Genomic DNA, 25,580 nt, shown 5'->3' with positions numbered 1-25,580 from the left:
AGTAATCACCTCCTGCGGAATTTTTGCCCTGCTTTAACAGCAACAAGCCGCGCCTCATGACGAAAAAGGGCCGCTGCAATAAGAAGGTAGAGGGTGAGCAACCCGATTTTGAAGGCAAAAACAACCCCGGCCTGGGGCAGCTCAGACCCTGCAAGGAACTGAACTGATGCCATCGCAACAGCCGTTACAAGCAGCAAAAACAGTTTAAGCCAGTCATGGCGGAGCGGAAAAACTTTTAGTGAGTACCAGGCCATGACAACAGACATGACAGCCGTTCCTGCCACAATAGCATAAGCGGCGCCATCCATGCCTCGCAGAGGAATAAGCCACCAGCAGAAAAACGCTGTTACAGCAGCGCCGGCAAAGGTGACGACAGGCAGATAACGGGTGTTTCCGGTAATAAGAAGTCCTGCAGAGAGGTTGGTTGAGATCATGTCAAAAACGTAACTCAAAAAAATCCACGGCAAAATTGATAGCCCGATCCAGTAGCGGGGAGGGAGCAGGTAAAAACTTCCACCATAGTGATAGCGAACCAGATCAGGCACAAAAAAGGTGGCTGCAAGCGCCAGGAACATGGTGAAAAGGGTTGAAATACTCAGTATATGCCGGAACAACTGTTTTGCATCCGGATCCTTGGAGTGCTGAAGAAAAAAAGGCTGCCACGCAAAGCGGAAAACCTGGATAAAGAGCTGGAGCACCACACCAAACGCAGCAATTCTTCCATAAATACCGACAATATCGGAGGGCTGGTAGCCTTTTCCATAAATACGCTCAATTGTTGAGGGGGATATGCGAATTAAAATATTGCGATCAATAAGATGAATCAGAAGTCCGGCGATCCCTGTCGGCACATAGGGCAGCCCTATGCGAAGCATGGAACGCAACTGGTCGGCTGAAAAAAAGAGCCTGAACTGACGGAGAACCGGAATGACCAGCAGAAGGCTGATCAGGGATCCGAATGCCTCTGCAATAAAGACGCCTGGCAAACCGGCATTGAGGGGAACAATAAGAATCACCGCACTGATAACAACCGCTACCACACCTGCTACTCTGGCGATGGCAAACTGCAAGGCTTTTCTTTTGAGGCGAAGTTCTGCAAAGGGAATGACCAGCAGGGTGTCAAGCCATAAAATAAGGGCTGCATAGCGGACAAAAAGATAATCTCCCGCAGAGAGCCCTATGAGCTGGGCAAGGAGCGGCGCAAAAAGCGCAATGCCGACAGCAAACAGGGTTGAGGTGAGGAAAAGTGTCAGAAAAGCTGTTGAAAAAAGCTGCGTCTCATCCCTCTCATGATCTGCCGAATCGGAAACGACCTTGAGATATGAGGTCTCAAGGCCATAGGAAAAAAGAACATTTGCCAGAGCAATATTGGCATAAATGATGGTTTGTACCCCATTGTCAAACGTTGAAAGTTTGTTTGCATAGAGGGGAACCAGCAGATAATTGAGACTGCGGGCCAATATCGTACTTGAACCGTAGATGACGGTATCTTTGAAAAGAAGCTTTAACTTTGAGAACATGCCACAAATAAAATCAGAAATACTTAAACGGTACCATCGTTTGCTGTCGCAGAGGTTCCATTGGCCTGAGCGGCTGCCCGGCGCTGTCGTATCGCCTCCTCATCAATCTGAAACCTGCCATCTTTTTGAATAACAGGAATTTTTGATATCACCTCCTGAAGATGGCGCTGCGCCTCATTTTGCTGCTGCTTGAGTTTTTCAAGCTCATCTCCATACAGGCCGACAGGGTTGTCTTTGTCAATAATCGAGTCTCTAAATGATTCTATCTGCAGATTCTGCTCTTTTTTCATATATCCCAAAAACCTGGTGAGCAAAAAAACCAGAAGGAAAAAAAGTAACAGGGAAATACCCAGAAGAACGAGCCAACTCATGGGAAATCGGGTTATGTCGATTAGCAAAGAAAACGGTATTTGCTCAATTTAGCCGATATTAGAGTTTATCAAAATAGTAACCAACCATCTTTTCTTCATTGAAGCATCAATTCTGCCAGAAGACCATGAGCATACCATCCCAAAAACAGGAAATTACAGCGCTTGGAAAAATAATTCTTGATCAGGAAGCCCGCGCCATTCATTTGATAGCCGAACGACTTGATGAGAGTTTTTCGGCTGCCGTGGAACTTCTTGCATCATGCCAGGGAAAAATCATCATCTCCGGTATGGGGAAATCAGGTATCATTGCACAAAAAATAGCCGCAACGATGTCATCAACTGGTTCAACAGCCCTTTTTCTTCATCCGGCAGATGCCGCTCATGGAGATCTTGGGATTGTCGGTCATACCGATACCGTCATCTGTCTTTCGAAAAGCGGCACAACCGAGGAGCTGAACTTTATCATCCCGGCACTCCGCCAGATTGGTGCAAAAATTATTGCGATGACTGGCAATCCCCGCTCTTTTCTTGCCCAGAAAGCGGATATCACACTTGATACCGGCATAGCAAAAGAGGCTTGTCCGTATGATCTGGCACCGACAACCTCGACAACGGCTATGCTCGCCATGGGAGATGCCCTTGCCATTGCGTTGATGCAGGTGAAAAATTTCACACAAAGAGATTTTGCGCTGACCCATCCCAAAGGATCACTCGGACGACGGTTGACTGTAAAAGTAAGTGACATCATGGCAAAAGGCGATGCTGTCCCTATCGTGTCAGAGAGTGCTTCGGTGACCGGTCTTATCCTTGAAATGACATCGAAGCGATATGGAGTAAGCGCTGTTATAACTGATGATGGTAAGCTGTGCGGCATTTTTACCGATGGTGACCTTCGTCGCCTGGTGCAGAGTGGCAGGGAGTTCCTCAACCTCAGCGCGGGTTCAGTTATGACTGCAAATCCCAAGACTGTCACAGGCGACACCATGGCTAAAGAGTGTCTTGACATTCTTGAAACCTGGCGCATTACACAGTTGCTGGTGTGCGACGATGAACAGCATCCTGTTGGAATGGTGCATATTCATGATTTAATTGTACTGGGGTTATAGGGGGGGAGGTTGGGGAGTTGGGGAGTTATGGGAAGTTGGGAAGTTATGGGAAGTATAGGAGTTATGGGACTTATGGGACTTATAGGAGTTATAGTACCAACAGGGCTTATATAAGTCCCATAAGTCCCATAACTCCTATTTTCCTGACCTAACTTTGCCTTACCGACCCAGTGCTTTTAGCATTGCTTCGCCAATATCGGCGGGGCTTTTTACAACATGAATGCCTGCTGCTTCCATTGCTGTTATTTTGTCTTCGGCTGTTCCTTTTCCTCCGGATACAATTGCGCCGGCATGGCCCATTCTCCGGCCTGGAGGCGCTGTGCGACCGGCAATGAATCCAATAACCGGTTTTTTGAAGTATTCCTTGATGTAGGCAGCAGCTTCCTCTTCAGCACTTCCACCTATTTCACCGATCATCACAAGCCCTTCAGTTTCATCATCCATAGCAAAGAGCTTGATGGCGTCAATAAACTGGGTACCAATAATTGGATCCCCACCAATACCGATACAGGTCGATTGACCAAGACCAACCTCTGTCAGTTGGTGAACCGCTTCGTAGGTAAGGGTGCCACTCCGGGAAACAACCCCAATCGTTCCTTTTTTGTGGATAAAACCAGGCATGATACCAACTTTGGCTTCACCTGGAGTAATAACGCCCGGACAGTTTGGCCCCACAAGAACGGCTCCCTTTTGCTTGACAAAAGCATATGCTTTCATCATATCGTTAACAGGAATGCCTTCAGTGATACAGATAATCACTTTCAGTCCGGCATCAGCAGCCTCCATAACCGCATCGGCTGCAAATGCTGCCGGAACAAAAATGACGGTTGCATTGGCTTCGGCCTTCTGCACGGCTTCACGTACTGTATCAAAAACCGGCACTGGTCGGCAAAACTTGTCTTTTTCGTTGCCATGATAGAGTATACCACCTTTGCCCGGTGTGACTCCGGCGACCACATTGGTTCCATATTCAAGAATCTGGGAGGTGTGAAAGGTACCTTCCCCACCGGTTATCCCTTGCACGAGCAGGCGGGTATCCTTGTTTACTAATACACTCATTTTACCGTATCATTAAAATTAAGTTGCTAAATACTCCTACCGAAACTCACAGGGATCGCTGCATGTGTCGGGCTATCCCGAGCAGCTTTCCTTCCTCAAAAAAATTACAGATAAGGTGCATCCCTACAGGCAGGTTCATACTGTCAAACCCGAGTGGAACACTGATTGCCGGCATACCGACGATACTTGCCGGAACGGTGAAAACATCGGCAAGATACATTTCAAGAGGATTTTCGGTTTTGTCACCGATCCCAAAAGGAGGAAAGGGTGAGGTCGGACCGGCTATGACATCGACCTTATCCAAGGCCTCACGATACCGATCCTGAAAAACCCGGCGGACCTGCTGTGCCTTTTTGTAGTAGGTATCATAATAGCCTGCGGAAAGCACGTAGGTTCCAAGCATAATGCGGCGCTTGACCTCCCTGCCGAACCCTTCTGTCCTTGAATTGACATACATGGCGGCAAGATCTTCCGACATTTCGGAGCGGTAGCCATATCGTGCACCATCAAAACGGGCAAGATTGGATGAGGCTTCGGCGGTAACAAGTATGTAGTAGGCTGCTATGGCATATGCACTGTCAGGAAGCGTGACTGGAACAAGTTCAGCTCCCTGAGCGCGAAGCTCTTCAAGCTTTCCCTTCACCATGCGGGATACTTCAGGGTTCAGTGTTTCAGGAAAATACTCTTTCGGTACACCTATCTTTAATCCATCAACAGAGAGCGTCGCCATTTCAGATGCGTAATCGGCAACGGGATGCCGGGAGGAAGTGGCATCACCTTCATCCTTGCCCGCCATAACCCCGAGCACAAGAGCAACATCATCACAGTTCAGACCAAGCACTCCTATCTGATCGAAGGAGGAGGCAAACGCCACAAGACCATAACGGGAGATCCTGCCATAGGTCGGTTTCAGCCCAACAATATCACAGAAACCTGCTGGCTGACGAACAGAGCCTCCGGTATCCGATCCGAGAGCCACCAGAGCAAGGCCATTTGCAACGGCAGCAGCAGATCCACCTGAACTGCCTCCAGGAACTCTTGTTTTATCAAAGGGATTGGGAACGTTGCCAAATGCTGAATTCTCATTCGAGCTGCCCATGGCAAACTCGTCCATATTGGTTTTTCCAAGAAAAATAGCGTCTGCCTCCTCAAGTCGGAGCACTGCAGTGGCATCATAAACACTTTCGTAATTCTCAAGAATTTTCGAGGCACAGGTAAGCCTGCAATTTTTCATGGCAATATTGTCCTTGATTGCCATAGGCATCCCGAACAATTTTCCAGGATTCCCTCCCTCCCTGAGTTTCCGATCGAGGGTTCTTGCCCGTTCCAACGCCTGATCATGAAAAACCGTTATGTAAATATTATCGCCGCGATGATTCTCTATACGTTCCAAATAAAAACGCACGACCTCTTCACAGGTTATTGCATGCGAGACAAGCCTGGATCGAAGATCTTCGTAACTACTAAATTGCACGTCTGTTATGAATTATTTTATGAGAAGGATTTCTGGAAATCCGGATATTTACCGTTCAGAAAAAAAATAGCTCTCCTGATGCTGGCTCTCCGTTCCGTGTAAAGTTTGTATAATAAGAAATAACTGCATATTATTCAATTTGGGGTGATTTAGTCTGCCGCAAGATTAGTATTCTTCGCTCAATGATTGACCTTCAGGCGACAAGACAGAAACCAGGATTTATGGCTCTTATAAAAATAATGGACTTTACAGCAACGCCTAAAACCAGTTGGTTTTCCTCGGATACTGATGATGACGATAAACGCATTCAGGCTGATCTGAAAGCGACGTGTCAGCTCCCCAACCATATTGCAATCATTATGGATGGAAATGGACGATGGGCACGATTGAAGGGCAAAACAAGAATCGAAGGCCATGTCGCTGGTGTAGAATCGGTCAGGGATGTTGTGGAATCATGCTCCCAACTTGGCATTCGCTACCTTACCCTCTTTACCTTTTCAACAGAAAACTGGAAAAGGCCGGAAAAAGAGGTCTCGGCGCTGATGCAGCTTCTTGTCAAGGTTATTGGAAGAGAAACCCGTAAACTCCACGACAACAACATCCGTCTCAATGTTATCGGAGAAATGGAGATTCTGCCTGAAAAAGTACGTTCTGTTCTGACAAAAACCATGGAACTTACCAAGAACAACAGCAAACTGATGCTGAATATTGCTCTCAGTTACAGCGGTCAATGGGATCTTACCCAAGCTTGCCAGGCGATTGCCTTTGATGTTCAGGCGGGAAGAATCAATGCGGAGTCTGTTGATGAACATCTGCTCGCATCATACCTCTCCACCAGCTCCATACCCGATCCCGATCTGCTGATTCGGACAAGCGGTGAGTTCAGAATAAGCAATTTCATGCTTTGGCAGTGCGCCTATTCCGAAATTTTCTTTACCAACACCTATTGGCCCGACTTTCACCGTTCTCAGCTTTATGAGGCCGTACGGGAATTTCAAAGCAGAGAGAGAAGATTTGGACAGACAAGTGAACAAGTTCAGAAAAAAAATATACCAACAAACAAGCTTTAACCTGATTGATCCCGGAAACTTCATGAAACAAACGCGAAAACTGATAACGTTGGTTCTACTTGCTCTTGCCCTTGATGCTGCAGGGAAAACCGTTGAAGCAAAAAATCTGCCTGTTGCAAAGCCCGCGGCAGCAGAGCAGACAAAAATAACGACACCGAAAAAGGAGATCTACACCGTGACGGCCATCTCCTTCAGCGGCCTTGAATCACTCAGCGAACAGGAATTAACGACCAGCCTTCCGCTGAAAGTGATGGACAAAATTTCCGTCCCCGGAATGGAGCTCTCAGGAGCGCTCCAATATCTTTGGAAACTCCAGCTTTTCAGTGATATCAAGGTTGAAAAAAGTGATCTTGGCCAAAATAACATCGCGCTGAAATTCACCGTCAATGAGCTGCCGGTGCTTGCTGATATCGCGTTTAAAGGCAACAGCAAGCTGGAAAATGATGAGCTGAAGCGAACAGCCGCGCTTGTGACTGGTAAAAAAATAAGCGAACAGGAGTTGCTTACTGCCAGCAATAAAATCGAAAAGTTCTATGCATCGAAGGGGTACCTGACGGCAGGAGCAACCTTCCGCCTGGTGGAGAACGGAAAAAATCAGGTTAAAGCTATTTTCTCGATTACGGAAGGAGCGAAAGTCTCAATTGAGAGAATCACTTTTCACGGCAACAGCGCTTTCAGCCAAAATAAGCTGAGAGGCGTTTTCAAGGAGACGACACAAAACTCATGGTGGCGTAAAATCTTCGGAACACCTAAACTTGATACCGATAAATTCGGTGATGACAAAAATCTGCTGATTGAGTTTTACCGGAACAACGGCTACCGGGATGCACGTATTATTCGCGATGCAATTAGCTACACGGATGATAAAAAAGGACTTTTTCTCGATATTTATCTTGAGGAGGGGCAAAAATACCGAATCGGAAAAATCACCTGGAAAGGGAATACGAAGGAGTTTGCGACTACGGAGATTCTTGAGAAAACGTTCCGAATCAAGCCGGGTGATATTTACAGTCCCAAACTGATCCAGGAGCGCCTGAACTATTCGCAGGACAACTCCGATATCAGTTCAATCTATCTTGATCGCGGCTACCTCGCCTTCAGGGCAAACATTGATGAAAAGATTGTCAAACCTGATCTGGTCGATCTGGTCCTCTCTTTGCGCGAGGGAGAGCAGTTCCAGCTCAACACCATCAAGATCAAAGGCAATACCAAAACAAAGGATCATGTGATCCGCCGTGAGCTTTACACGGTTCCTGGCGATATGTTCAGCCGCAAGAATGTTGTCCGCAGTATCCGCGAACTCAGTATGCTCAATTACTTCGACCCTGAACAGATTACCCCGGACATTCAACCGAACCCTGAAAACAACACTGTTGACCTGATCTACTCGGTCAACGAAAAACAGACCGATACGTTTAACGCTTCGGTCGGTTACAGCGGCAGCGGATTTACCGGCGCAATCGGTGTCACTTTCAATAACTTCTCACTGCAGGATATTTTCAACCGTGATGCATACAGGCCTCTGCCACACGGTGATGGCCAGCAGTTGGGCCTGCAATGGCAGTTCGGAAGTTACGACTACAATACACTCAGTCTCTCTTTTACTGAGCCATGGGCATTTGGCGGACCTACTGCACTTGGTTTTTCAGCCTTTAAAACTCATCGTGCCTACGACTACACGGATGACAGTATCGATAACCCAAATACGATCGACCAGACTGGTACGACACTTTCCATCGGAAGGCGCCTGGCCTGGCCAGATGACTACTGCTCAGTCAACTGGAAACTGAAATACCTTCACAGTGAAGGTGGCTTCCTCAGTTTTGTTGATTATACCGATCCAAACGCTCCCGTCAAGGCCGACGAGTTTTCCATTTCGCAAACCATTGGCCGCAACAGTATCGACAGCCCGATCTATCCGAGAAGGGGCAGCAAAAACTCAATAACGGCACAGCTTGCCGGCGGACCACTGCCGGGTACCGTTGATTTCTACAAATTCACCGGAACCTCGAGCTGGTTCTTCCCGATTACAAAAAAGTTCGTTTTGAACCTTTCGACACAACACGGCTATCTGTCGACTTTCAATGAAAATGATTACATCCCTTACACCGAGTACTTCTACATGGGTGGCAGTGGCATGTCCTCGCTGCCAACGGTGTCGCTGAGAGGGTATGACGACCGGAGCCTTGGGACAAAACTTGGAGGGAGTTCGGCAAGCTCAAGCTTGTATGCAGGAAATATTTACTCGAAGTTCACTTCTGAAATGCGCTACCCGATTACCCTGTCGTCCTCGGTAAGCATCTATGGACTTGCCTTTGTTGAAGCTGGTAATCTCTGGGAAAATGCGGAGGCAGTTGATTTTTCGGATCTGAAAAAATCAGCCGGACTTGGCCTCCGACTCTACCTGCCTATTATCGGTCAAATCGGACTTGATTACGGCTATGGCTTCGACGCCGTCGAGAGCGTTCCGGACAAGACAAAACAGGGATGGAGCTTCATGTTCAGCTTTGGCACGACAATGGAATAACTCCGGTTACGATCTGAAGGGGTCAATGTCCATTGGGGTGACCGAAACGGTGACATTGACCCTGGCAAGATTGAAGGAAATACGAATACACTGAAAAACAGTTCTCTCTTCAGGATCTCCTTTTCATCCGCGATATTTCGTCGCGAAGTCTTGCGGCCTCTTCATAGTTTTCGTTGCTGATGGCGTCATTAAGGGCCGCCTGCAGCTCGTCGAGCAGCGCTTCAGGATTGAGCAGCCCTGCAACTCTCTCTTCTGTTTCGAGGGGAATGCCATCCTCTTCACCTTCCTCTTTCTGCTCTTCCTTGATACCGGCCTCGTTCATGATCTCTTCTGTGACAAAAAGTGGCGCATTAAAACGCACAGCAATGGCGATAGCATCACTGGGACGTGCATCGATTTCATGCACTTCACCGTTCACCTCACAGACTACTTTGGCATAAAAGGTTTCATTGTGCAGTTCATCAATAATAATTTCATTGACATGCAAATGAAACGCATCGGCAATATTTTTGAAAAGATCGTGGGTAAATGGCCTCGGGGGTTTAATGTTTTCAAGTTTCAGGGCAATGGCCTGCGCCTCGAAGCCGCCGATAATGATCGGTAGTTTACGTTTTCCCTCAAGTTCATAAAGGATAAGGGCATAGGCTCCGTTGGTATGGGGACTTGTCGAAAGTCCAAGAATATCTACCTGAAGTTTACGCATGGGCTCAAAGAATAATTATGCTCAATATTTCCATAAAGCGTGCCATCAGCACACAACCATTATATAACAGTTAATCATCTCTTCTTCAAAAATTCCTGCAGCCCTTCTATCAGTTTTGGCAGTACAAGGTGCACATCACCAACAATACCATAATCAGCAACATCAAAAATCGGTGCATGAGGATCACTGTTGATGGCAACCACTTTTCTGGATGATCCTATACCGGCCAGATGCTGAGGTGCACCTGATATGGCACAGGCAACATAGAGGGCTGGAGCCACAGTTTTGCCAGTCTGGCCGATCTGTTCGGCATGTGGCCGCCACCCTTCATCAACCACGGGACGGCTCGCTCCCACGACACCTCCAAGGAGCCGGGCAAGCTCTTCAAGCTGCTCAAAATCCTCTGCGCTGCCCATTCCTCTGCCACCGGCAACAATAATTCCGGCTTCTGTCACGTCTGAACCGCTTTCACGCATCACCATCCCGCAAACAACAGGTAAAAGAGTCGCTTCGATGAAACCGGGTGGCTCAAGGAGAACAAGTGAAATATGAGTTTCGGAAGGGATGATTGGATGCGTTGGACGTGAAGAGGTGGTATAAATGCTTAATGGACGCCGGGGTGCAAACGAGGCGATTACGGAACCAGAATAGAGCGCTCTTGTGCAAGAAGCCTCGGAGGCGATATCTTCAATGATTGAGCATCCCGAGAGCAGTGATGCCTTAAGACGCACGGAGAGCCGGGGTGCAAGATCACGGCTGAGTACCGTATCAGCAAAAAAGAGATCACTGCACGCCTCCCTCTTCATGATATCAGTAATCAACCTCTGATAGTGTTCCGGATTGTACCTGCTGAAACGGGCGTCACTGGCCAGGTAAAGAACCCCCGTTCCTGCCATACGGCCTTCAAGCTGACGGAGGTCCGCCGGGCCAGCAAGGAGAGCTGAGACGGTTATGTCCGGTCGCAGGGTGGCAAGCTCCTGAACCCTGTTCCAGGTGTCAATGGAAGCTTGTTTAACAACACCTTCCCTCTGTTCGAGAAAAACCAAACATCTCTTCATAGCCTTATTGCCTCCTCTTTTTCCTCTCAGCTCAGAATAGAGCCTCTTCATGACCGAGCAGCCGGATCAGCTCTTTTGCGTCCGACACAAATCGACACTGTTTTTTCCTTATCAGGGGCTTCATGGCGGTAATGGCGACAAAAGGGCTCTCGCTAAGCGTGAGGGATAGATGATCAATCGGTTTTTTTCGCGCTTCAATGACCGCTTTGATCGTCGTTTTACGCGGCACATTCAACCCTTTTTCAACGCTGAAGAGTGCCGGATAGTGAAGATCGAGCAATTCAATGCCCCCCTCAATTTCACGCTCAACCTGAATGCCCTCAGTTGATGCGTTCAGTTTGATAATGGCGCTGACCGATGCAAGATCAAGCAGTTCGGCAAGCATCAGTGGAACCTGGGCGCTTTGAAAGTCGGTTGAGTGCTTACCGCAAAAAATAAGATCCGGAAGAGCCGTCGCGTAACAGGCAGAAATTGCACGGCTGAGAAGCAAGGCGGTCTGAAAGGGATCTGATGGCTCTTTTGTACCGCTTATCAGTACAGCCCTATCTCCACCCAGGGCAAGGGCTTTGCGGAGCATCTCTTTTGCTGAGGGGGGAGCTACGCAGAAGAGGGTCACAACACTCCCTTCAAAACGCTCTTTGAGACGTACCGCTTCTTCAAGAGCATACTCGTCGAAGGGATTCATCACCTCATGAACTCTTGAGAGGTCAACAGCTCCATCAAGAACGGTGATAACCGAGGCGGTATCGGGTACCTGACAGAGACAGACAGCAATATCCATAGCAGTTTCTCCTGATAGCCATTGCACTACCATGTGCAATAAAAATTTCACTTTAATCAGAAAAGCCGCTTTGAAGCGGCTTTTCTGAAAAAAACAAGTGCCCGAGAGGAGATTCGAACTCCTACACCTTTCGGCGCTACCCCCTCAAGATAGTGTGTCTACCAATTTCACCACTCGGGCTTGTCTTAACTACTGAATTCAAACCAGCAGTCAGTGAGAATAGAAGGACTCGAACCTTCGACCCTCTGCTTAAAAGGCAGATGCTCTACCGACTGAGCTATATTCTCAACCTGTAACCATGGTACTGGAGTACCGGAACTTACTTATTCTGGTATCTCTGGCGCTTCTTGTGCCGATTCTTACGGCGCATCTTTTTGCGCTTGTGTACCGCCATTTTATGACGTTTTCTCTTTTTTCCGCAGGGCATATAGTAAGTGTCTTTCCTCTTGTTTTAAAGGCAGATAATATAGAAACTTTTTTCAGAACTGCAAATAATTATTCCTACTCTTTTCATAAAATGTTGTCGCAGGAGAGACTATCGACAGGAAACACTCCGATGCACGAACGGAAGAGAGTCTCTTCTTTGCATCAAGAGGTCGAATGCTGCCCTGCGAGGATCTCTCTTGTCGTATCGCTGATCGGGGGCAATACCCTCTTCAGGCATTCATGTATTTGAAAAAGTCCTTGTTATCCTTGGTGTCAGCCATTTTCTCACGCATGAACTCCATGCACTCGATAGGGTTCTTGTCGGCAAGGTATTTTCTGAGCAACCATGTCCTTGAAAGCTCTTCCTGTGTAAAGAGCAGCTCTTCCTTACGGGTACTGGAGCGAAGAATATCAATGGATGGGAAAATACGACGCTCAGAAAGCCGACGGTCGAGCAGAAGCTCCATATTGCCTGTTCCTTTGAACTCTTCGAAAATAACATCATCCATGCGGGAACCGGTATCAATAAGCGCGGTGGCAATAATGGTCAGGCTTCCGCCTTCCTCGATATTACGGGCTGCACCAAAGAAGCGTTTCGGTTTGGTAAGGGCATTGGCATCGATACCACCTGACAGGATTTTTCCTGAATGGGGAATGATGGTATTGTGAGCCCTTGCAAGCCGTGTAATGGAATCGAGCAGCACCACCACATCACGACCAACCTCCACAAGCCGCTTCGCCTTTTCAAGCACCATATCGGCTACAAGAACGTGACGTTCGGGATCCTCATCAAAGGTGGAGCTTACCACTTCTGCCGGAACACTCCGGGCCATGTCGGTCACCTCTTCAGGGCGTTCGTCGATAAGCAGCACAATAAGGTAGACCTCTGGATGATTTTTGATAATGGCATTGGCAATCATCTGCAACAACATCGTTTTGCCGGTTTTCGGCTGCGCCACAATCAGGCCTCTCTGCCCTTTACCGATAGGGGTAAAAATATCCATGATGCGGCCACATGCTTCCGACTGCTTGGTTTCGAGCTTGAGGCGCTCTCGCGGAAAAAGGGGGGTCAGATTTTCGAAGTAGGGGCGCTCTCGTGTAATTTCAGGGTCGTTACCATCAATGGTGTTGATCTTCAGCAAGGCAAAAAAGCGTTCTCCCTCCTTTGGAGCCCTTACTTGTCCGGAGACGGTATCACCGGTACGCATGTTAAATCGCTTGATCTGGGACGGGGATACATAAATATCGTCAGGAGAGGAAAGGTAGTTGTAATTGGCTGACCGTAAAAAGCCGTAACCTTCCGGGATGACCTGCAGAACGCCGGTGTTGACCATGACGTTACCGCTTTCGGAGTCGGTATTTTTCTGTGACTGCGCCTCAATAATCTTGAAAATCAGCTCCTCCTTTCGCAAACCGGCAGCCATCACTCCAAGCTCTTTGGCTAAAACATGCAGTTCAGAAACCTTCTTTTTCTGGAGCATATTGATGTCCAGACCTTTACAAACCGAATTGTTCGACATTTTGATTGTATTCAACGCTTGTTATTTAAAAAGGCAATAAAATAGTGAACCCATCTCACCCCACCGGTGAGTATCCCTGCACCATAACCAGTAATGCGTACAATACATTATCGGAAGATTACCTCTTAACGCTTCATCATGTACCATGAAAGCAGGAAAAAGAAGATGACCAGGGAAGACTATCTATAATTGAAAACGGGATAAGCACGGTAAGGAATTATGGAACGGGATGTTCCTTTCAACACACGAAGAATTTCAGTGGCTCGTGTAGAATATAAAAAAATTTCGACAAAAAAGCGTTCTTCACACCAGCGTATTATCATCTTCCCGTAGCGATAATCTCACCTGCAAGATAGAACGAGCCTGTCACAAGAATCAAATCATCAGCACCTGCCCTTGACAACAGATAAGCAAGCCCTTCTCTGCCGGTAGCGCATACAGTTGCCGCTGAGCCCTCTTCCTGACATATTGAGCTGAGTACTTCGGCTGAAACTGAGCGCTCCGAGGGAATATTGACAAGAACAAAAGAGCATTCAAGACGATGCAGTTCCCGGATAACCGCCCTGGCATCCTTGTCTGAAGCCAGACCAAGCACAACAGAGATCCGGCGGTATTTTTTCCGGAAAGAAAGAAGAGTGTTGACGGTTTCTCGCATACCATCAGGATTATGCGATACGTCAAGAAGTATGGCGGGATTCATACCAATCTGTTCCAGCCTTGCGCGGTACCCGGTCTGCAATAACCGTTCAAGCCCCGAAGAGATCTGTTCGGCAGCAATGCCGGTGTCTTCCGCCACCATAACGGCAAGGGAGACGTTGGCGGCATGAAACGATCCGGTAAGGGGTACCTTCAAGCCTCGATACTTTCGGGACGCTGTCGTAACCTCAAGCTCAAGCACTCCCGGTTGAGCAGAAATAATGGTACTGAGTGCATCTTTTCCATAAACAAAAAGTGGTGCATCACACAATTCCGCCATCGTTTGTATCGGAAGAAGGGCTTCCTGCCGGGATACAGCAGTAAATACCCTGCTCCCTTTTTTGATAATAGCCGCTTTTTCAGCAGCAATAAGGGGTAGCGTCCCGCCAAGCCAGTCCGTGTGATCAAGAGCGATTGTTGTAATCACCACATAATCAGAGTGCACAACATTGGTTGCATCAAGCCTTCCGCCCATGCCGGTCTCAAGGATGGTAACATCAACGCCTTCATCGGCAAACCAGGCAAAGGCGATGGCTGTTGTTGCCTCAAAAAAGGTGGAGTGATTTTCTACAACCGCATCACGGAAACGAGTACAGTAGTGGGCAACTCTCTCCTGTGGAATACGGGAGCCATTGATACGAATCCTCTCGGTAAAATCGACCAGATGCGGAGAGGTATAGAGTGCACACTTTTTACCTGCAGCCTGAAAGATCGAGGCAAGTGCCGCAGCAACACTCCCTTTGCCATTGGTTCCGGCGATATGGACAAGCAATCCCAACCGCTTCTGCGGTGAGCCATGAAGATCAAGCAACGTGCGAACACGTTCAAGGCCTGGTTTTATTCCGAAGCGATGCAGTGGGTAAAGAAAATCGAGAGCTTCCTGGTAGGTCACCGTTATCTGCTAACTGTTATGAATTGAGACGAGAGCTGCTTTGATCACCTCTTCGACTGTCAATCCGGGGTTTTGTTCGAGAATAGCTACAACAGCTTTTTGAACAATGATTCTGGAAAATCCAAGAGTTACAAGAGCATTGACGGCATCATCGCGCAAGAGGGTTGACGAAAGCCGGGCCGGAGAAGCAAGAGCAGAAACAGGAGAAAGTTTCAGAACTTTATCGCGTAACTCAAGAATAATCCTTGCAGCCGTCTTTTTTCCAACACCGGTGATACCGTAGAGGCGTTCGGGAGTATTGGTCAGAATAGCGTCGTGAATATCCTGAACTGATAATCCGGAAAGAAGGGCGAGGGCAAGTTTGGGTCCCACACCCGTAGTGAGCAGAAGCAACCGGAACAATTGACGCTCCTCTTCTCCCGAAAAGCCGTAAAGTTGCAGAAGATCTTCCCTGACAACAAGATGTGAAAAAAGGAACACCTCACTACCCTGTTCGGGTAATTGACGATGTGTGGCTGCTGAAATCAGAAACTGGTAAGCAATACCGGAAACCTCTACAACCACCTCTTCTGGCAATACCGAAGTAAGCTTGCCGCGAAAATATGCAAACATGAAAGAGGGTATGGAAACCCGGCCTGAAAAACAACTGCAGAAAATGCTCTGCGGCTTTTTGAGGCCGGATGTCAGACAATGAAGATCTCTATTGGTCGCGCCAAAAAAAGCTCTCTCGCTTTAGTCAGCTTTCACATAACTGTTCATCAGACGTGTCAGTTGTGACTTTTTGCGGGATGCTTTATTGGCATGAATGTAATTCTTTACCCCGAGACGATCAAGCTTCTGAACCGCTGAACGGTAGGCAACTTCGACGACCGCCTTTTCCGCACTGGTATCAATCAGTTTCTGCATGGTTTTAACAAGAACTTTCAGCTCTTTTTTCCTTGATCTGTTCCTGGCATTTCTTCTTTCTGACTGCCGCAATCTTTTTTCAGCCGATTTGTGTAAAGGCATATAAGGTGCTGTTAGTAATATATTGTTGAATAACAAAAGGCATATAATATAGAAGAAACCTGCAAACATTCAAAAGTATTTTCTCCCCCTCTCCTCTCTCAGCTCTCTATGCGGCAGATCTCTCCACCCGTTAACCCTCTGCTGCACTCCCCTGTATCCATCACCCCACCTGCACGACCCTCTTCATCTGCACTTCTCAATGACAAGACTCCCTCCCTCCCATCCTGCATGTTCATACCTCTTTTTTTCTGTATATTGGGCAAAATTTTAACCACCGTTACCAATCTTGTTATGAGTCTGATGATCAGCGTTTCCGGTATAAGGGGTATTGTCGGCGAAAGCCTGACCCCAAAAAATCTCACAGCATTTGCGATGGCTTTTGCCTCCCTTGTCTTTCGTCAGAAAGAGAGATGTGGCAAAAACCATTCTGGAAAAAAGCCAACGATTGTCATTGGCCGCGATACCCGTCCGACAGGCAAGGCAATCGGGGATCTGGTCAGCAGTACGCTGCTGCTTTGCGGATGCGATGTTGTTGATCTCGGCATTGCAACAACACCAACCGTTGAACTTGCTGTTACAGGGGAGGGTGCCGACGGAGGACTGATCATTACCGCTTCACACAACCCTGTTGCCTGGAATGCACTGAAAATGCTCAACCACAAGGGCGAATTCCTCGGCGCCGAAGAGGTTGATGAGCTGCTTGCCATTGCTGAAAAGGAGTTGTTTGTCCATGCACACTGGGACAGGATCGGCACACTCTCCCAAAATGAGCAGTATGACGAACTGCATATCAAAAAAGTGCTCGATCTCCCCTGTATTGATACCACAACCATTGAAAAAGAGCAGTTCCGGGTACTTGTTGACTGCGTTGAAGGGGCTGGAGCCTCAATTATTCCCCGGCTTTGCACTGAACTGGGTATCAAGAACATTGTTGAGGTTGCCTGTGGCGGCAGCGGACTTTTTCCGCGCAATCCCGAGCCCATCGAGGAAAATCTTTCCACCACCATCGCCGCACTCAAGGAGAGTGGCTGCGATTTTGCCCTGATTGTTGATCCTGACGTAGACCGGCTTGCCCTGCTCTGCGAAGATGGCTCGCTTTTCGGAGAGGAGTACACGCTGGTTGCCTGCGCTGATTTTTACCTGAAGCACAAAATCGGAGCGGTGGTAAACAATCTTTCGAGCAGTCGGGCACTGCGCGATATTGCAGCAAAACATGGTGTGGCGTGCTACAGCGCAAAAATTGGAGAGGCCAACGTCAGCGAGATGATGAAAGAGGTGGGTGCTGTTATTGGCGGTGAAGGAAACGGGGGGGTCATCCTTCCGGAACTGCATTACGGCAGGGACGCTCTGGTCGGTATCGCACTTATCGTACAAGCCTTTACTCTCTGGCGCAGTGAGAACGGGGGTGGTTCGCTGTCCGAGTTCCGGCGTACCTTTCCCGACTATTTTATGTCGAAACAGAAAATTGTGCTCGGTTCTACCAGCCGTGCTGCGCTTGAAAAACTCTTCACCGATATTGCCAGCCACTACCACAGCGCAGCAGCAAACCGGCTTGACGGACTTAAACTTGATTTTGCTGACAGTTGGGTTCATCTGCGCCCTTCCAATACGGAACCCATCATACGCATCTATGCTGAGGCGCCCTCAAAAACAGGAGCTGATGAGCTGGCAAGCGAACTGAAGCATGAAATTGAACAAAGAGTCGCGGGTATTGAGAGTCATGAGTAACAGCCCCGGGAGAAGAGCAAGTTTCCGGCCTCAGCAGGATGAGACCCTGCAGAAAGGGAAAAAACGATCGGTTGACTTCTACATTGTTTCTCGCCTTTTAGGGTATATCAAACCCTACAGGACTCTTGTTGCCTGGGCTATCGCCATCACCATCGCTGGCTCTTTTCTCGGCCCGCTGCGCCCGTATCTGACAAAGATCGCCATTGACGACTATATCGCCCATGGCAATCTCAAGGGACTTACCGTTATCAGTATTTTTCTTGCAGGCGCCATTCTTCTTGATGGCATCAAGCAGTTTATCACGACCTGGATGACCCAGATTATCGGTCAAAAGGCTGTTTTGGACATCCGAATGGATATTTTCAGACACCTGCAGAAGCTTCCGGCACGGTTTTATGACCGAAACCCGATAGGCCGGCTGATCACCCGTACAACCGGTGATGTGGAATCACTGAACGAAATGCTCTCCAGCGGCATCATCACCATTCTTGGTGACCTTCTGCAGCTCTTTTTCATCGTGGTACTGATGGCGTGGATCGACTGGCAGTTGACCCTTATCGTTCTCAGTATTCTTCCCCTGATGATCTGGGCGACCATCGCTTTCAAAAACAGGGTAAGAATTGCCTTTCAGGATGTGCTTACCCATCAGGCCCGTCTGAACACCTTTTTTCAGGAACATCTCACCGGCATGAGCATCGTCCAGCTTTTTAACCGTGAAGAGCGCGAAGGGCGAAAATATGCCTCGATCAATGCCGATCACCGGGATGCCAACATCCGGACAGTCCTCTATTTTTCAATCTATTATCCACTGATTGAGACACTCAGCTCTGCCGCTGCCGGCCTCGTCATCTGGTACAGCGGAGTCCGCCTGCTCAAGGCTGATCTCTCCATCGGAGTGGTTATCTCATTTGTCCAGTATATCTGGCTTTTTTTCCGTCCCTTGCAGCATCTTTCTGACCGATTCAACGTTATTCAGACCGCTATTGCCAGCTCAGACCGCATCATCCGTCTCCTTGATGAAAAGGAAGGAATAGAAGAGCCTGCAGGAAAGAGGGAGATTGAGTGCTTCAAAGAGAGCATCGCGTTCAAGAACGTCTGGTTCGCCTATGAGAGCGAAAACTGGATACTGAAAGATATCTCCTTTACTATCCGGCATGGAGAAAAAATTGCCATTGTCGGCGCAACAGGAAGCGGCAAAACCACGCTGATCAATATTCTCTCCCGCCTCTACCCCTTTGCAAAAGGGTCGGTGAGCATTGACAGTATAGAGCTGTCCGATATAGCTGAACACTCGGTAAGAAAACTGATTGGTGTGGTCATGCAGGATGTCTTTCTCTTTTCTGGCACCATACGCGAAAACCTCGCCTTTGGCAAACCTGATGTCACAGATGAGGAGATGAGGGAAGCGGCGCGAATTGTCGGTGCTGACCGCTTTATTGACCAGCTCCCCGGAGGTTACCAGTACAGGGTACTTGAAAACGGCACTGGCCTCTCCTCTGGGCAGAAACAGTTGATCGCCTTTGTCCGTGCACTCCTCTACAATCCGGAAATCCTTGTGCTCGATGAGGCCACCAGTTCAGTTGACACAGAAACTGAATCCCTTATTGACGCAGCAACTGCCCGCCTGATGAGTGAACGCACCTCTATTATTATTGCTCACCGGCTTTCCACCGTCCAGAAAGCGGACAGGATTATTGTCTTGCACAAAGGGGTGATCAGAGAGAGCGGCAATCACCAGGAGCTGCTCGCAAAAAGAGGGCTCTACTACAAGCTCTACCTGCTCCAGCACCCCGAACAAACGCTCCACATCGGGGAGAATGGCGCTCCTGCCTGAATGTGGACTCAACGCTACAGACTGCTGTCGCGGAGCACACTGACCGGTTCAAGTTTGGCTGCTCTGGCTGAGGGCAGAATAGCCGCAAGCGTACTGATCAGAACCGTTATGCCGATGATGAGCAGAAAATAGAGGGGATTATAGGACATGCTGAAACCGGTTTTGGTCAGCGGGCCTTGTGAACTTTCGACAGGCAAACTGGCAAAGAGATCGATCGCACCAAGTGCAAGAACCCCACCAACAAGAGCGCCCGCCAATCCAACCATAAACCCTTCAAGAACAAACATGGCAACCAACTGACGTGCAGAAAATCCAAAGGACTTCATGATAGCTATGTCGCGGCTCTTTTCAAAAACGGTGGTCACGAGAATATTCGCCACACCGAACCCGGAGACAACGCCGACAAAAGCCACCAGAGAGAAAACGATGTACCCGATGCGGGCGAAAAGGGAGAGAATACTGGCGTTTTCCTCCTGCCAGGTGAGGCAACGGTAGCCGGTAATCCGTTCGAGTTCGCTGGCAAGTGCAGCATTGACAAAGGGATCGGCCACTTTCAGCGCTATGCCTGTTACCTTGTTTGCTGGCAACCCTTCAATGATCTGGGCTAGTTTGAGTGAAACAAAAACACTGTTATCGACCGCATTGACGCCGGAAAAAAAGATCCCGGCAACCTTGCACTGCCGACTCTTTCCGGATGAGGGGATGATCACTACCAGGTCATTCATTTTAAGGTTCATATCCCTTGCAACCGTTCGTCCCACAAGGAGCGCATTGGGGGTTTTTTCAAACAGGGCGATGTTACCCTGTGTCAATTTTTTGCCGATACCGCTGATCGCATCCTCTCTCTCAATCAGAACACCCTTGAGCACCAGCGGCTGGTTCCGGCTTCCTTTGACAGCCATAACCTGCGAAAGAACATAGGGGGATGCGGCAAGAATCTTTTTTTCATAGGTCGGAGAACTAAACACCGTAAGAATCTGACGATAATTACGCACCTCTTCCGGATCAAGCTTTTTGATGTTGTTGTCAACAAAGGCAACCGAGAGGGAGCGCTCCTCTTCAAAAAGATTAACTGGCATGGGACGCATGGATTCGCCCTTCAGCGTAATGTGAGGCGCAACGTTCACAATGGTCTCAACAAAAGAGTCGAGCAGACCGCGGGTAAGGGAGTTGGTGGTAATCAGCACCATCGTACTGACCGCCACACCAAGAATAGTGGTCAGCGTCTGCCGACGTCGCCCGAGCAGATGACGCACGGCTATGGAGAACAAGGTTTTCAGCATAACAATCTTGCCTTTTATTGGCCCTGCTTTTTCCAATTCTCAATCCTTAAACCAGAAATCCTTCCGAAATGGCTCTCGTTATTGGTAACCAGAGTCATATCATTCTCAATCGCAATGCCAGCAATCAACAAATCAATATCATCAATTATTTTACCAGTCTGTCTCAATAAAGAATACAATTCCGCAGAAATCTTTGCTGATTTATCAGTCATTGGAAGAACAATATTTTCAACAACAAAATCCTCAAATACGGTCAATTGCTTTAGTGCACTTTTTGCCAATAGCCCTCCAACAATTTCGTAATACGTTATTAAACTTATTTCGATCAAATCATATTGCTGCAAATATTTTTCAAAATTACCAACAACAACTTGATCACCTTTAAAATAATATGACAAAATATCCGTATCAACAAGAACTCTATTCATCAATCCTCCTCCTGTTTCTCTGACGATTGCTTATCAAGTTATTTGTTAATTCATCGAATACTGTATCATCAATATCTCGCCACGATCCTGCAAATGAAAGAGCTTTAGATTTTGTTACAATACCTTCTTCAAGCTTTGAAACAAACTCGTCCAACTCTTTTAGTTTATCAACAGGGATCCGGTGTACTTTTCTTAATATTTGCATTCTTCTCTGCGTATCAGTAATCATGGTACAATAATTTTTATGAAGTTTTTAATTCTTTATCAAATCAAATATTGAACCTATCGCTTTTTGCAAGACATTTTCAGCTCTTATTCGTTTTATTTTTTCAAACCCACAGGTAGATCAAACCATTCTGCTTCAATATCAAAATTATGCTGTAAACCAAGCCGGGATTTTGGAGAATTTCCAAAATAGGATCCAAGTATCAAGGCAGTATCAGCAGTTATCCTTCGCTTCCAGTTTATATTTTATGAAATCCTTCTTCTGTGGCATTTCCAGAACCTTTTACATGCGATATGCAAAAACCAAAAGCACCACAATCAATACTTCACACAACTGTATATTATTCAGTTTATGCATTTCTCTCATTCATTAATGGCAATTCCCTACTTCAACTTCATGACCCTGATTGTACTGTCATATAAATGTAATGCTCAAGTGATCATGAATATGGATACTATAAAAATCCTTTAAAATATCCAGAAAACTTTCCCAACCTACCTGATAGAGGGATTTTGAGATTTGCAATATTCGGCATATTTTTCAACCTCAAATTTTTCAAATTTCAATAGGAATCCGCTTCACAACACCACCTTATCATATTTTTTCAGAATCATTTGAACTCAAATAAAATAATACTGTCACTGATTTATAGTACTAACACCAAAAGTAGCGAGTAAATCTGTATTTTTCAAACAATATTTGACAACGAAATTATAGTATGCCCATTTTACCAGCTTTATTTCTTTTCTCTATACTGTTCAAAAAAAGTCATGTCCGGTTCATAAACCGTCCTTGGTGTAACACCAAGCCCTACTTTTTCCTTAAAGCTTCGAGCACTGGTCCAAACCATTTAACAAACTCTGTCTTACCTATTCTTTTTTTAGTCATATTATTTTATTTTTTATACGGCTCTCCGCATAATTTAGTGGAATGATGGGATAAAATTGTAGACTGCAGTATTTCAATCCTAACCACCAAGATGCAAAAACTAACCGAGCATTACCAGCAATTACTGGGATTTCCTGCCATCTGGGAGGTCGATGATGTCAACCTTTCCGTTTCTGGTCTGAAGATAGAAGTTCACCTCCGTTTTGTAGGCGATGAAGTAATATGCCCTCAATGTGGGGTGCGCGGGAAAGCCTATGACAAGGCCCCTGAACAACGTTGGCGGCATCTTGATACCATGCAGTTTGAAACCATCATCATAGCACGCATTCCCCGTTGTCAGTGCGAAACGTGTGGTGTGAAGACCATAGCAGTCCCTTGGGCGGCCCCCCATTCCCGTTTTACCCTCATGTTTGAAGGTTTTGCCGTTGCTCTGCTCCAGCACTGTTCCAGTGTACAAGCGGCCTCAAATATACTCAAGCTTGATTGGCATGCTGTGGATCAGATTATGAAACGTGCTGTAGAGCGAGGACTTCTACGCCGTGAGCCCGATGATGTAGTGCATGTAGGTATGGACGAAAAAAGCTTCAGGTCGGGCCAGAAATACATCACCATACTCAATGATCTTGATAAAAGCCGAGTACTTGATGTCATTGAGGATCGGACACTGACAGCAACGAAAAAGCTGTTAGGAACCCTTTCAAAACAACAACGAAAGGCAGTTAAGTCGGTATCGCTGGATATGTGGCAAGCCTTTGCAACAGCTACACATAAGCTCCTTCCTGCGGCTGATATTGTTCACGACCGGTTTCACATCAGCAAATATCTTAATGACGCAGTTAACAAGGTTCGGCATCAGGAATCACAGGAACTGAAGAAAGATGGGGATACAAGGTTGGTTGGCTCGAAATACACCTGGCTTCGAAATCCCGAAAAGATGACCAAGAGCCAAAAAACACGGTTTAACGAGTTGATAGCATGCGAATTTAAGACCGGTGTGGCTTGGGTGTTGAAGAATATCTTTCGTGATTTCTGGAACTGCTCATCAGGACTGAGGGGCGAGATATTTTTCGCGTACTGGTGTGAGTTAGTCGACAAGACAAAACTGAAGCCACTGATAAAAGTGAAAGATATGATGGAACGTCATAAAGGGAACATTCTCAATTACTGTGCGCTGTAGCCAAGCATTATAAGAGATGAGGGAAGTCCCCTCGCATTCGGCTTGCAGGAGCAGGGTGCAAACCACCGTAAGCGGCATTAGTCAAAAGCCCTTGTCGTGAGCGTTACGGAAAAGGCATCGTAAAGATGTCAGGTGTGAGCCAAGGAAGACGAGTACAAACAAACTGCCGTGAACGTGTCGAAAAGATTAAGATGACATCAAAACTGAAGGGAGTAGTTAATTCAGGAAAAGTTTGGCGGAAACCTGTTTACTGGCCAAGCGGTGTCCGGCATAAAGGCAGCGTGATCCTGGTTCGGGCTCTTGTATTGAACTACAGGAACCTTCGTTGGCGATGCAAAGGGAAAGGCGCAAGTGTAAAAAGCGAGGCCGATAATACCAATGCGCCATCAAGGGACGGAGCGACTCGTACGAGCAATGAAAGCCTTGTAATGAGGCTGGAGCAAAGGGGTCGCGTCATCTGGTCATACAGTCATGTCAACTGTGCAAACAGAAGGAGCTTTTCGGTATGACAAAGCCATATGAAATTTCCAAAGAACTTGTCTTGAAAGCGTATCAACAAGTGAAATCTAATGGAGGTGCAGCCGGTGTAGACCGAGAATCGTTACAGGCATTTGAAACAAAACTGAAAGACAACCTGTACAAGGTATGGAACAGGCTCAGTTCCGGCAGTTATTTTCCGCCGCCGGTAAGGGGTGTGGGCATTCCGAAGAAATCTGGAGGAGTGCGTATGCTTGGTGTTCCAACCGTGGCGGACAGGGTAGCTCAAAGCGTTGTAAAAATGGTGCTTGAGCCCATATTGGAACCAGTTTTTCATGAAGATTCGTATGGTTATCGTCCGGGGCGTTCAGCTCATGACGCTATAGCTGTAGTGAGGAAGAGAAATTGGGAATATGATTGGGTTGTAGAATTCGACATCAAGGGGCTGTTTGATAACATCGATCATGAGTTGTTAATGCGCGCTCTTCGGAAACATTGCCAAACTCCTTGGGTTTTTCTTTACGTAGAGCGGTGGCTAAAGGCACCGATGGAGACCCCGGAAGGTGAGCTGATAGAACGGACAAAAGGAACGCCCCAAGGGGGAGTGGTGAGTCCACTGTTGGCGAACCTGTTTCTGCACTATGCGTTTGACCGGTGGGTGAGCGAAAATCTACCCGGTGTGCCGTTTTGTCGGTACTCCGATGATGGCGTTCTTCACTGTAAAAGCAAGATACAGGCAGAGCTGGTAAAGCGAAAGATTGGTGAGCGTTTTCGTGAGTGCGGATTAGAGTTACACCCTGATAAGACGCAAATAGTGTATTGCAGGGATAGCAATCGCAAGGACGAGCATCCAGTAAATCAGTTTACATTTCTTGGTTTTACCTTCTGTTCACGGGAAGCCAAGAAGAAAGATGGAACTTACTTTATTGGGTTTCTGCCGGGAGTAAGCCGGGATGCACTGCGACACATGCGGCAGACGATCAGAAGGTGGAAGCTACAGCTCAAAAACAGCTTGGAACTTGCGGATTTATCAGCACAGTTCAACCCGATACTGAGGGGATGGAAGAACTACTACACGCGATTTTACGGTTCAGCAATGGCTCCGGTTTGGCAACACATGAACTATTACTTGGCACACTGGATGATGAGAAAGTACAAGCAATTGAGTGGGCACAAAACCAGAGCAAGCAGAAAACTGCGACTTCTGGCGGAAGAGAATCCAAACTTATTTGCGCATTGGAAAGCGGGGTATACCTCGATGGCTAGATGATGGGAGCCGGATGAGCGGGGACGTTCCTGTCCGGATCTGCGAGGGGCTGGAGGTGAAA

At 47.4% G+C, this 25,580-nt stretch carries 21 protein-coding genes, 2 tRNA genes and 2 pseudogenes; 7 read left to right on the top strand and 18 right to left on the bottom strand.

Annotated elements, in window-relative coordinates:
* Positions 1-5: 5 nt before the first annotated feature.
* Positions 6-1,520 carry a lipopolysaccharide biosynthesis protein gene (locus PPHA_RS02190; RefSeq protein ID WP_012507259.1) on the bottom strand — a complete coding sequence of 505 codons (1,515 nt, stop codon included), beginning with the start codon at positions 1,518-1,520 and terminating at the stop codon, positions 6-8.
* Between the two features lie 23 nt (positions 1,521-1,543).
* Positions 1,544-1,891, bottom strand: coding sequence for a hypothetical protein (locus PPHA_RS02185; protein ID WP_012507258.1), 348 nt, complete (start codon positions 1,889-1,891; stop codon positions 1,544-1,546).
* A 125-nt stretch (positions 1,892-2,016) separates the two neighbouring features.
* Here PPHA_RS02185 and PPHA_RS02180 point away from each other — a divergent pair, with 125 nt between their 5' ends.
* A complete protein-coding gene (locus PPHA_RS02180; protein ID WP_012507257.1) occupies positions 2,017-2,997 on the top strand; it encodes a KpsF/GutQ family sugar-phosphate isomerase in 981 nt (326 codons plus the stop codon).
* 159 nt (positions 2,998-3,156) lie between these two features.
* On the opposite strand, the gene sucD is transcribed toward PPHA_RS02180, so the two are convergent.
* Together sucD and gatA are read right to left on the bottom strand one after the other, a co-directional pair.
* Positions 3,157-4,056: a succinate--CoA ligase subunit alpha gene (gene sucD, locus PPHA_RS02175; protein WP_012507256.1), complete on the bottom strand. Its 900-nt coding sequence runs from the start codon at positions 4,054-4,056 to the stop codon at positions 3,157-3,159.
* Between the two features lie 46 nt (positions 4,057-4,102).
* Positions 4,103-5,530, bottom strand: a complete 1,428-nt coding sequence (gene gatA / locus PPHA_RS02170; RefSeq protein ID WP_012507255.1) for an Asp-tRNA(Asn)/Glu-tRNA(Gln) amidotransferase subunit GatA — start codon at positions 5,528-5,530, stop codon at positions 4,103-4,105.
* A gap of 221 nt (positions 5,531-5,751) precedes the next feature.
* Here gatA and PPHA_RS02165 point away from each other — a divergent pair, with 221 nt between their 5' ends.
* Positions 5,752-6,600, top strand: coding sequence for an isoprenyl transferase (locus PPHA_RS02165; RefSeq protein WP_012507254.1), 849 nt, complete (start codon positions 5,752-5,754; stop codon positions 6,598-6,600).
* A 22-nt stretch (positions 6,601-6,622) separates the two neighbouring features.
* On the top strand, positions 6,623-9,127 hold the full coding sequence (bamA, locus tag PPHA_RS02160) for an outer membrane protein assembly factor BamA (protein ID WP_012507253.1): 2,505 nt from the start codon (positions 6,623-6,625) through the stop codon (positions 9,125-9,127).
* A 109-nt stretch (positions 9,128-9,236) separates the two neighbouring features.
* On the opposite strand, the gene PPHA_RS02155 is transcribed toward bamA, so the two are convergent.
* From PPHA_RS02155 to PPHA_RS15810, 10 genes are all read right to left on the bottom strand, one after another.
* Entirely contained in the window at positions 9,237-9,830 is a 594-nt protein-coding gene (locus tag PPHA_RS02155) for a bifunctional nuclease family protein (RefSeq protein WP_012507252.1), read from the bottom strand.
* A gap of 74 nt (positions 9,831-9,904) precedes the next feature.
* The gene (locus PPHA_RS02150) at positions 9,905-10,888 is read right to left on the bottom strand and encodes an electron transfer flavoprotein subunit alpha/FixB family protein (RefSeq protein ID WP_012507251.1); all 984 of its coding nucleotides are present in this window, start codon (positions 10,886-10,888) and stop codon (positions 9,905-9,907) included.
* Positions 10,889-10,919: 31 nt separating this feature from the next.
* Positions 10,920-11,669 carry an electron transfer flavoprotein subunit beta/FixA family protein gene (locus PPHA_RS02145; RefSeq protein WP_012507250.1) on the bottom strand — a complete coding sequence of 250 codons (750 nt, stop codon included), beginning with the start codon at positions 11,667-11,669 and terminating at the stop codon, positions 10,920-10,922.
* Between the two features lie 98 nt (positions 11,670-11,767).
* A tRNA-Leu gene (locus PPHA_RS02140) sits at positions 11,768-11,849 on the bottom strand.
* Positions 11,850-11,883: 34 nt separating this feature from the next.
* A tRNA-Lys gene (locus PPHA_RS02135) sits at positions 11,884-11,956 on the bottom strand.
* Positions 11,957-12,325: 369 nt separating this feature from the next.
* The gene (rho, locus tag PPHA_RS02130; protein WP_012507248.1) at positions 12,326-13,615 is read right to left on the bottom strand and encodes a transcription termination factor Rho; all 1,290 of its coding nucleotides are present in this window, start codon (positions 13,613-13,615) and stop codon (positions 12,326-12,328) included.
* 319 nt (positions 13,616-13,934) lie between these two features.
* Entirely contained in the window at positions 13,935-15,203 is a 1,269-nt protein-coding gene (locus PPHA_RS02125) for a bifunctional folylpolyglutamate synthase/dihydrofolate synthase (RefSeq protein ID WP_012507247.1), read from the bottom strand.
* A gap of 9 nt (positions 15,204-15,212) precedes the next feature.
* The gene (ruvA, locus tag PPHA_RS02120; protein ID WP_012507246.1) at positions 15,213-15,815 is read right to left on the bottom strand and encodes a Holliday junction branch migration protein RuvA; all 603 of its coding nucleotides are present in this window, start codon (positions 15,813-15,815) and stop codon (positions 15,213-15,215) included.
* Positions 15,816-15,935: 120 nt separating this feature from the next.
* Positions 15,936-16,211 (bottom strand): 30S ribosomal protein S20, encoded by a 276-nt coding sequence (gene rpsT, locus PPHA_RS02115; RefSeq protein WP_012507245.1) that lies wholly within the window; start codon positions 16,209-16,211, stop codon positions 15,936-15,938.
* Between the two features lie 98 nt (positions 16,212-16,309).
* Positions 16,310-16,447 (bottom strand): hypothetical protein, encoded by a 138-nt coding sequence (locus tag PPHA_RS15810; protein WP_190274011.1) that lies wholly within the window; start codon positions 16,445-16,447, stop codon positions 16,310-16,312.
* A 55-nt stretch (positions 16,448-16,502) separates the two neighbouring features.
* Here PPHA_RS15810 and glmM point away from each other — a divergent pair, with 55 nt between their 5' ends.
* Positions 16,503-17,939 carry a phosphoglucosamine mutase gene (glmM, locus tag PPHA_RS02110; protein WP_012507244.1) on the top strand — a complete coding sequence of 479 codons (1,437 nt, stop codon included), beginning with the start codon at positions 16,503-16,505 and terminating at the stop codon, positions 17,937-17,939.
* Positions 17,932-19,773, top strand: coding sequence for an ABC transporter ATP-binding protein (locus tag PPHA_RS02105; protein WP_012507243.1), 1,842 nt, complete (start codon positions 17,932-17,934; stop codon positions 19,771-19,773). The genes glmM and PPHA_RS02105 overlap by 8 nt, the downstream gene beginning before the upstream one ends.
* Before the next feature lie 14 nt (positions 19,774-19,787).
* Here PPHA_RS02105 and PPHA_RS02100 read toward each other — a convergent pair whose 3' ends face one another.
* The 4 genes and pseudogenes from PPHA_RS02100 to PPHA_RS16680 form a co-directional block, all read right to left on the bottom strand.
* A complete protein-coding gene (locus PPHA_RS02100) occupies positions 19,788-21,056 on the bottom strand; it encodes an ABC transporter permease (protein ID WP_012507242.1) in 1,269 nt (422 codons plus the stop codon).
* A 14-nt stretch (positions 21,057-21,070) separates the two neighbouring features.
* Positions 21,071-21,484 (bottom strand): type II toxin-antitoxin system VapC family toxin, encoded by a 414-nt coding sequence (locus tag PPHA_RS02095; RefSeq protein WP_012507241.1) that lies wholly within the window; start codon positions 21,482-21,484, stop codon positions 21,071-21,073.
* Positions 21,477-21,713 carry a hypothetical protein gene (locus tag PPHA_RS02090; RefSeq protein WP_012507240.1) on the bottom strand — a complete coding sequence of 79 codons (237 nt, stop codon included), beginning with the start codon at positions 21,711-21,713 and terminating at the stop codon, positions 21,477-21,479. Before PPHA_RS02090 ends, PPHA_RS02095 begins: the two co-directional genes overlap by 8 nt.
* Positions 21,714-21,805: 92 nt before the next feature.
* A pseudogene (locus tag PPHA_RS16680) lies at positions 21,806-21,943 on the bottom strand (helix-turn-helix transcriptional regulator); the annotation flags it as partial.
* A 746-nt stretch (positions 21,944-22,689) separates the two neighbouring features.
* On the opposite strand from PPHA_RS16680, the pseudogene PPHA_RS02085 reads away from it, so the two are divergent.
* Together PPHA_RS02085 and ltrA are read left to right on the top strand one after the other, a co-directional pair.
* A pseudogene (locus tag PPHA_RS02085) lies at positions 22,690-23,763 on the top strand (ISL3 family transposase); the annotation flags it as partial.
* 517 nt (positions 23,764-24,280) lie between these two features.
* On the top strand, positions 24,281-25,522 hold the full coding sequence (gene ltrA / locus PPHA_RS02075) for a group II intron reverse transcriptase/maturase (protein ID WP_012507238.1): 1,242 nt from the start codon (positions 24,281-24,283) through the stop codon (positions 25,520-25,522).
* The last annotated feature ends 58 nt before the right edge of the window (positions 25,523-25,580 follow it).

Origin of the sequence: Pelodictyon phaeoclathratiforme BU-1 (genome assembly GCF_000020645.1) — a bacterium.
Lineage (GTDB): Bacteria > Bacteroidota > Chlorobiia > Chlorobiales > Chlorobiaceae > Chlorobium > Chlorobium phaeoclathratiforme.
This window is presented reverse-complemented; position numbering and strand designations above follow the sequence as displayed.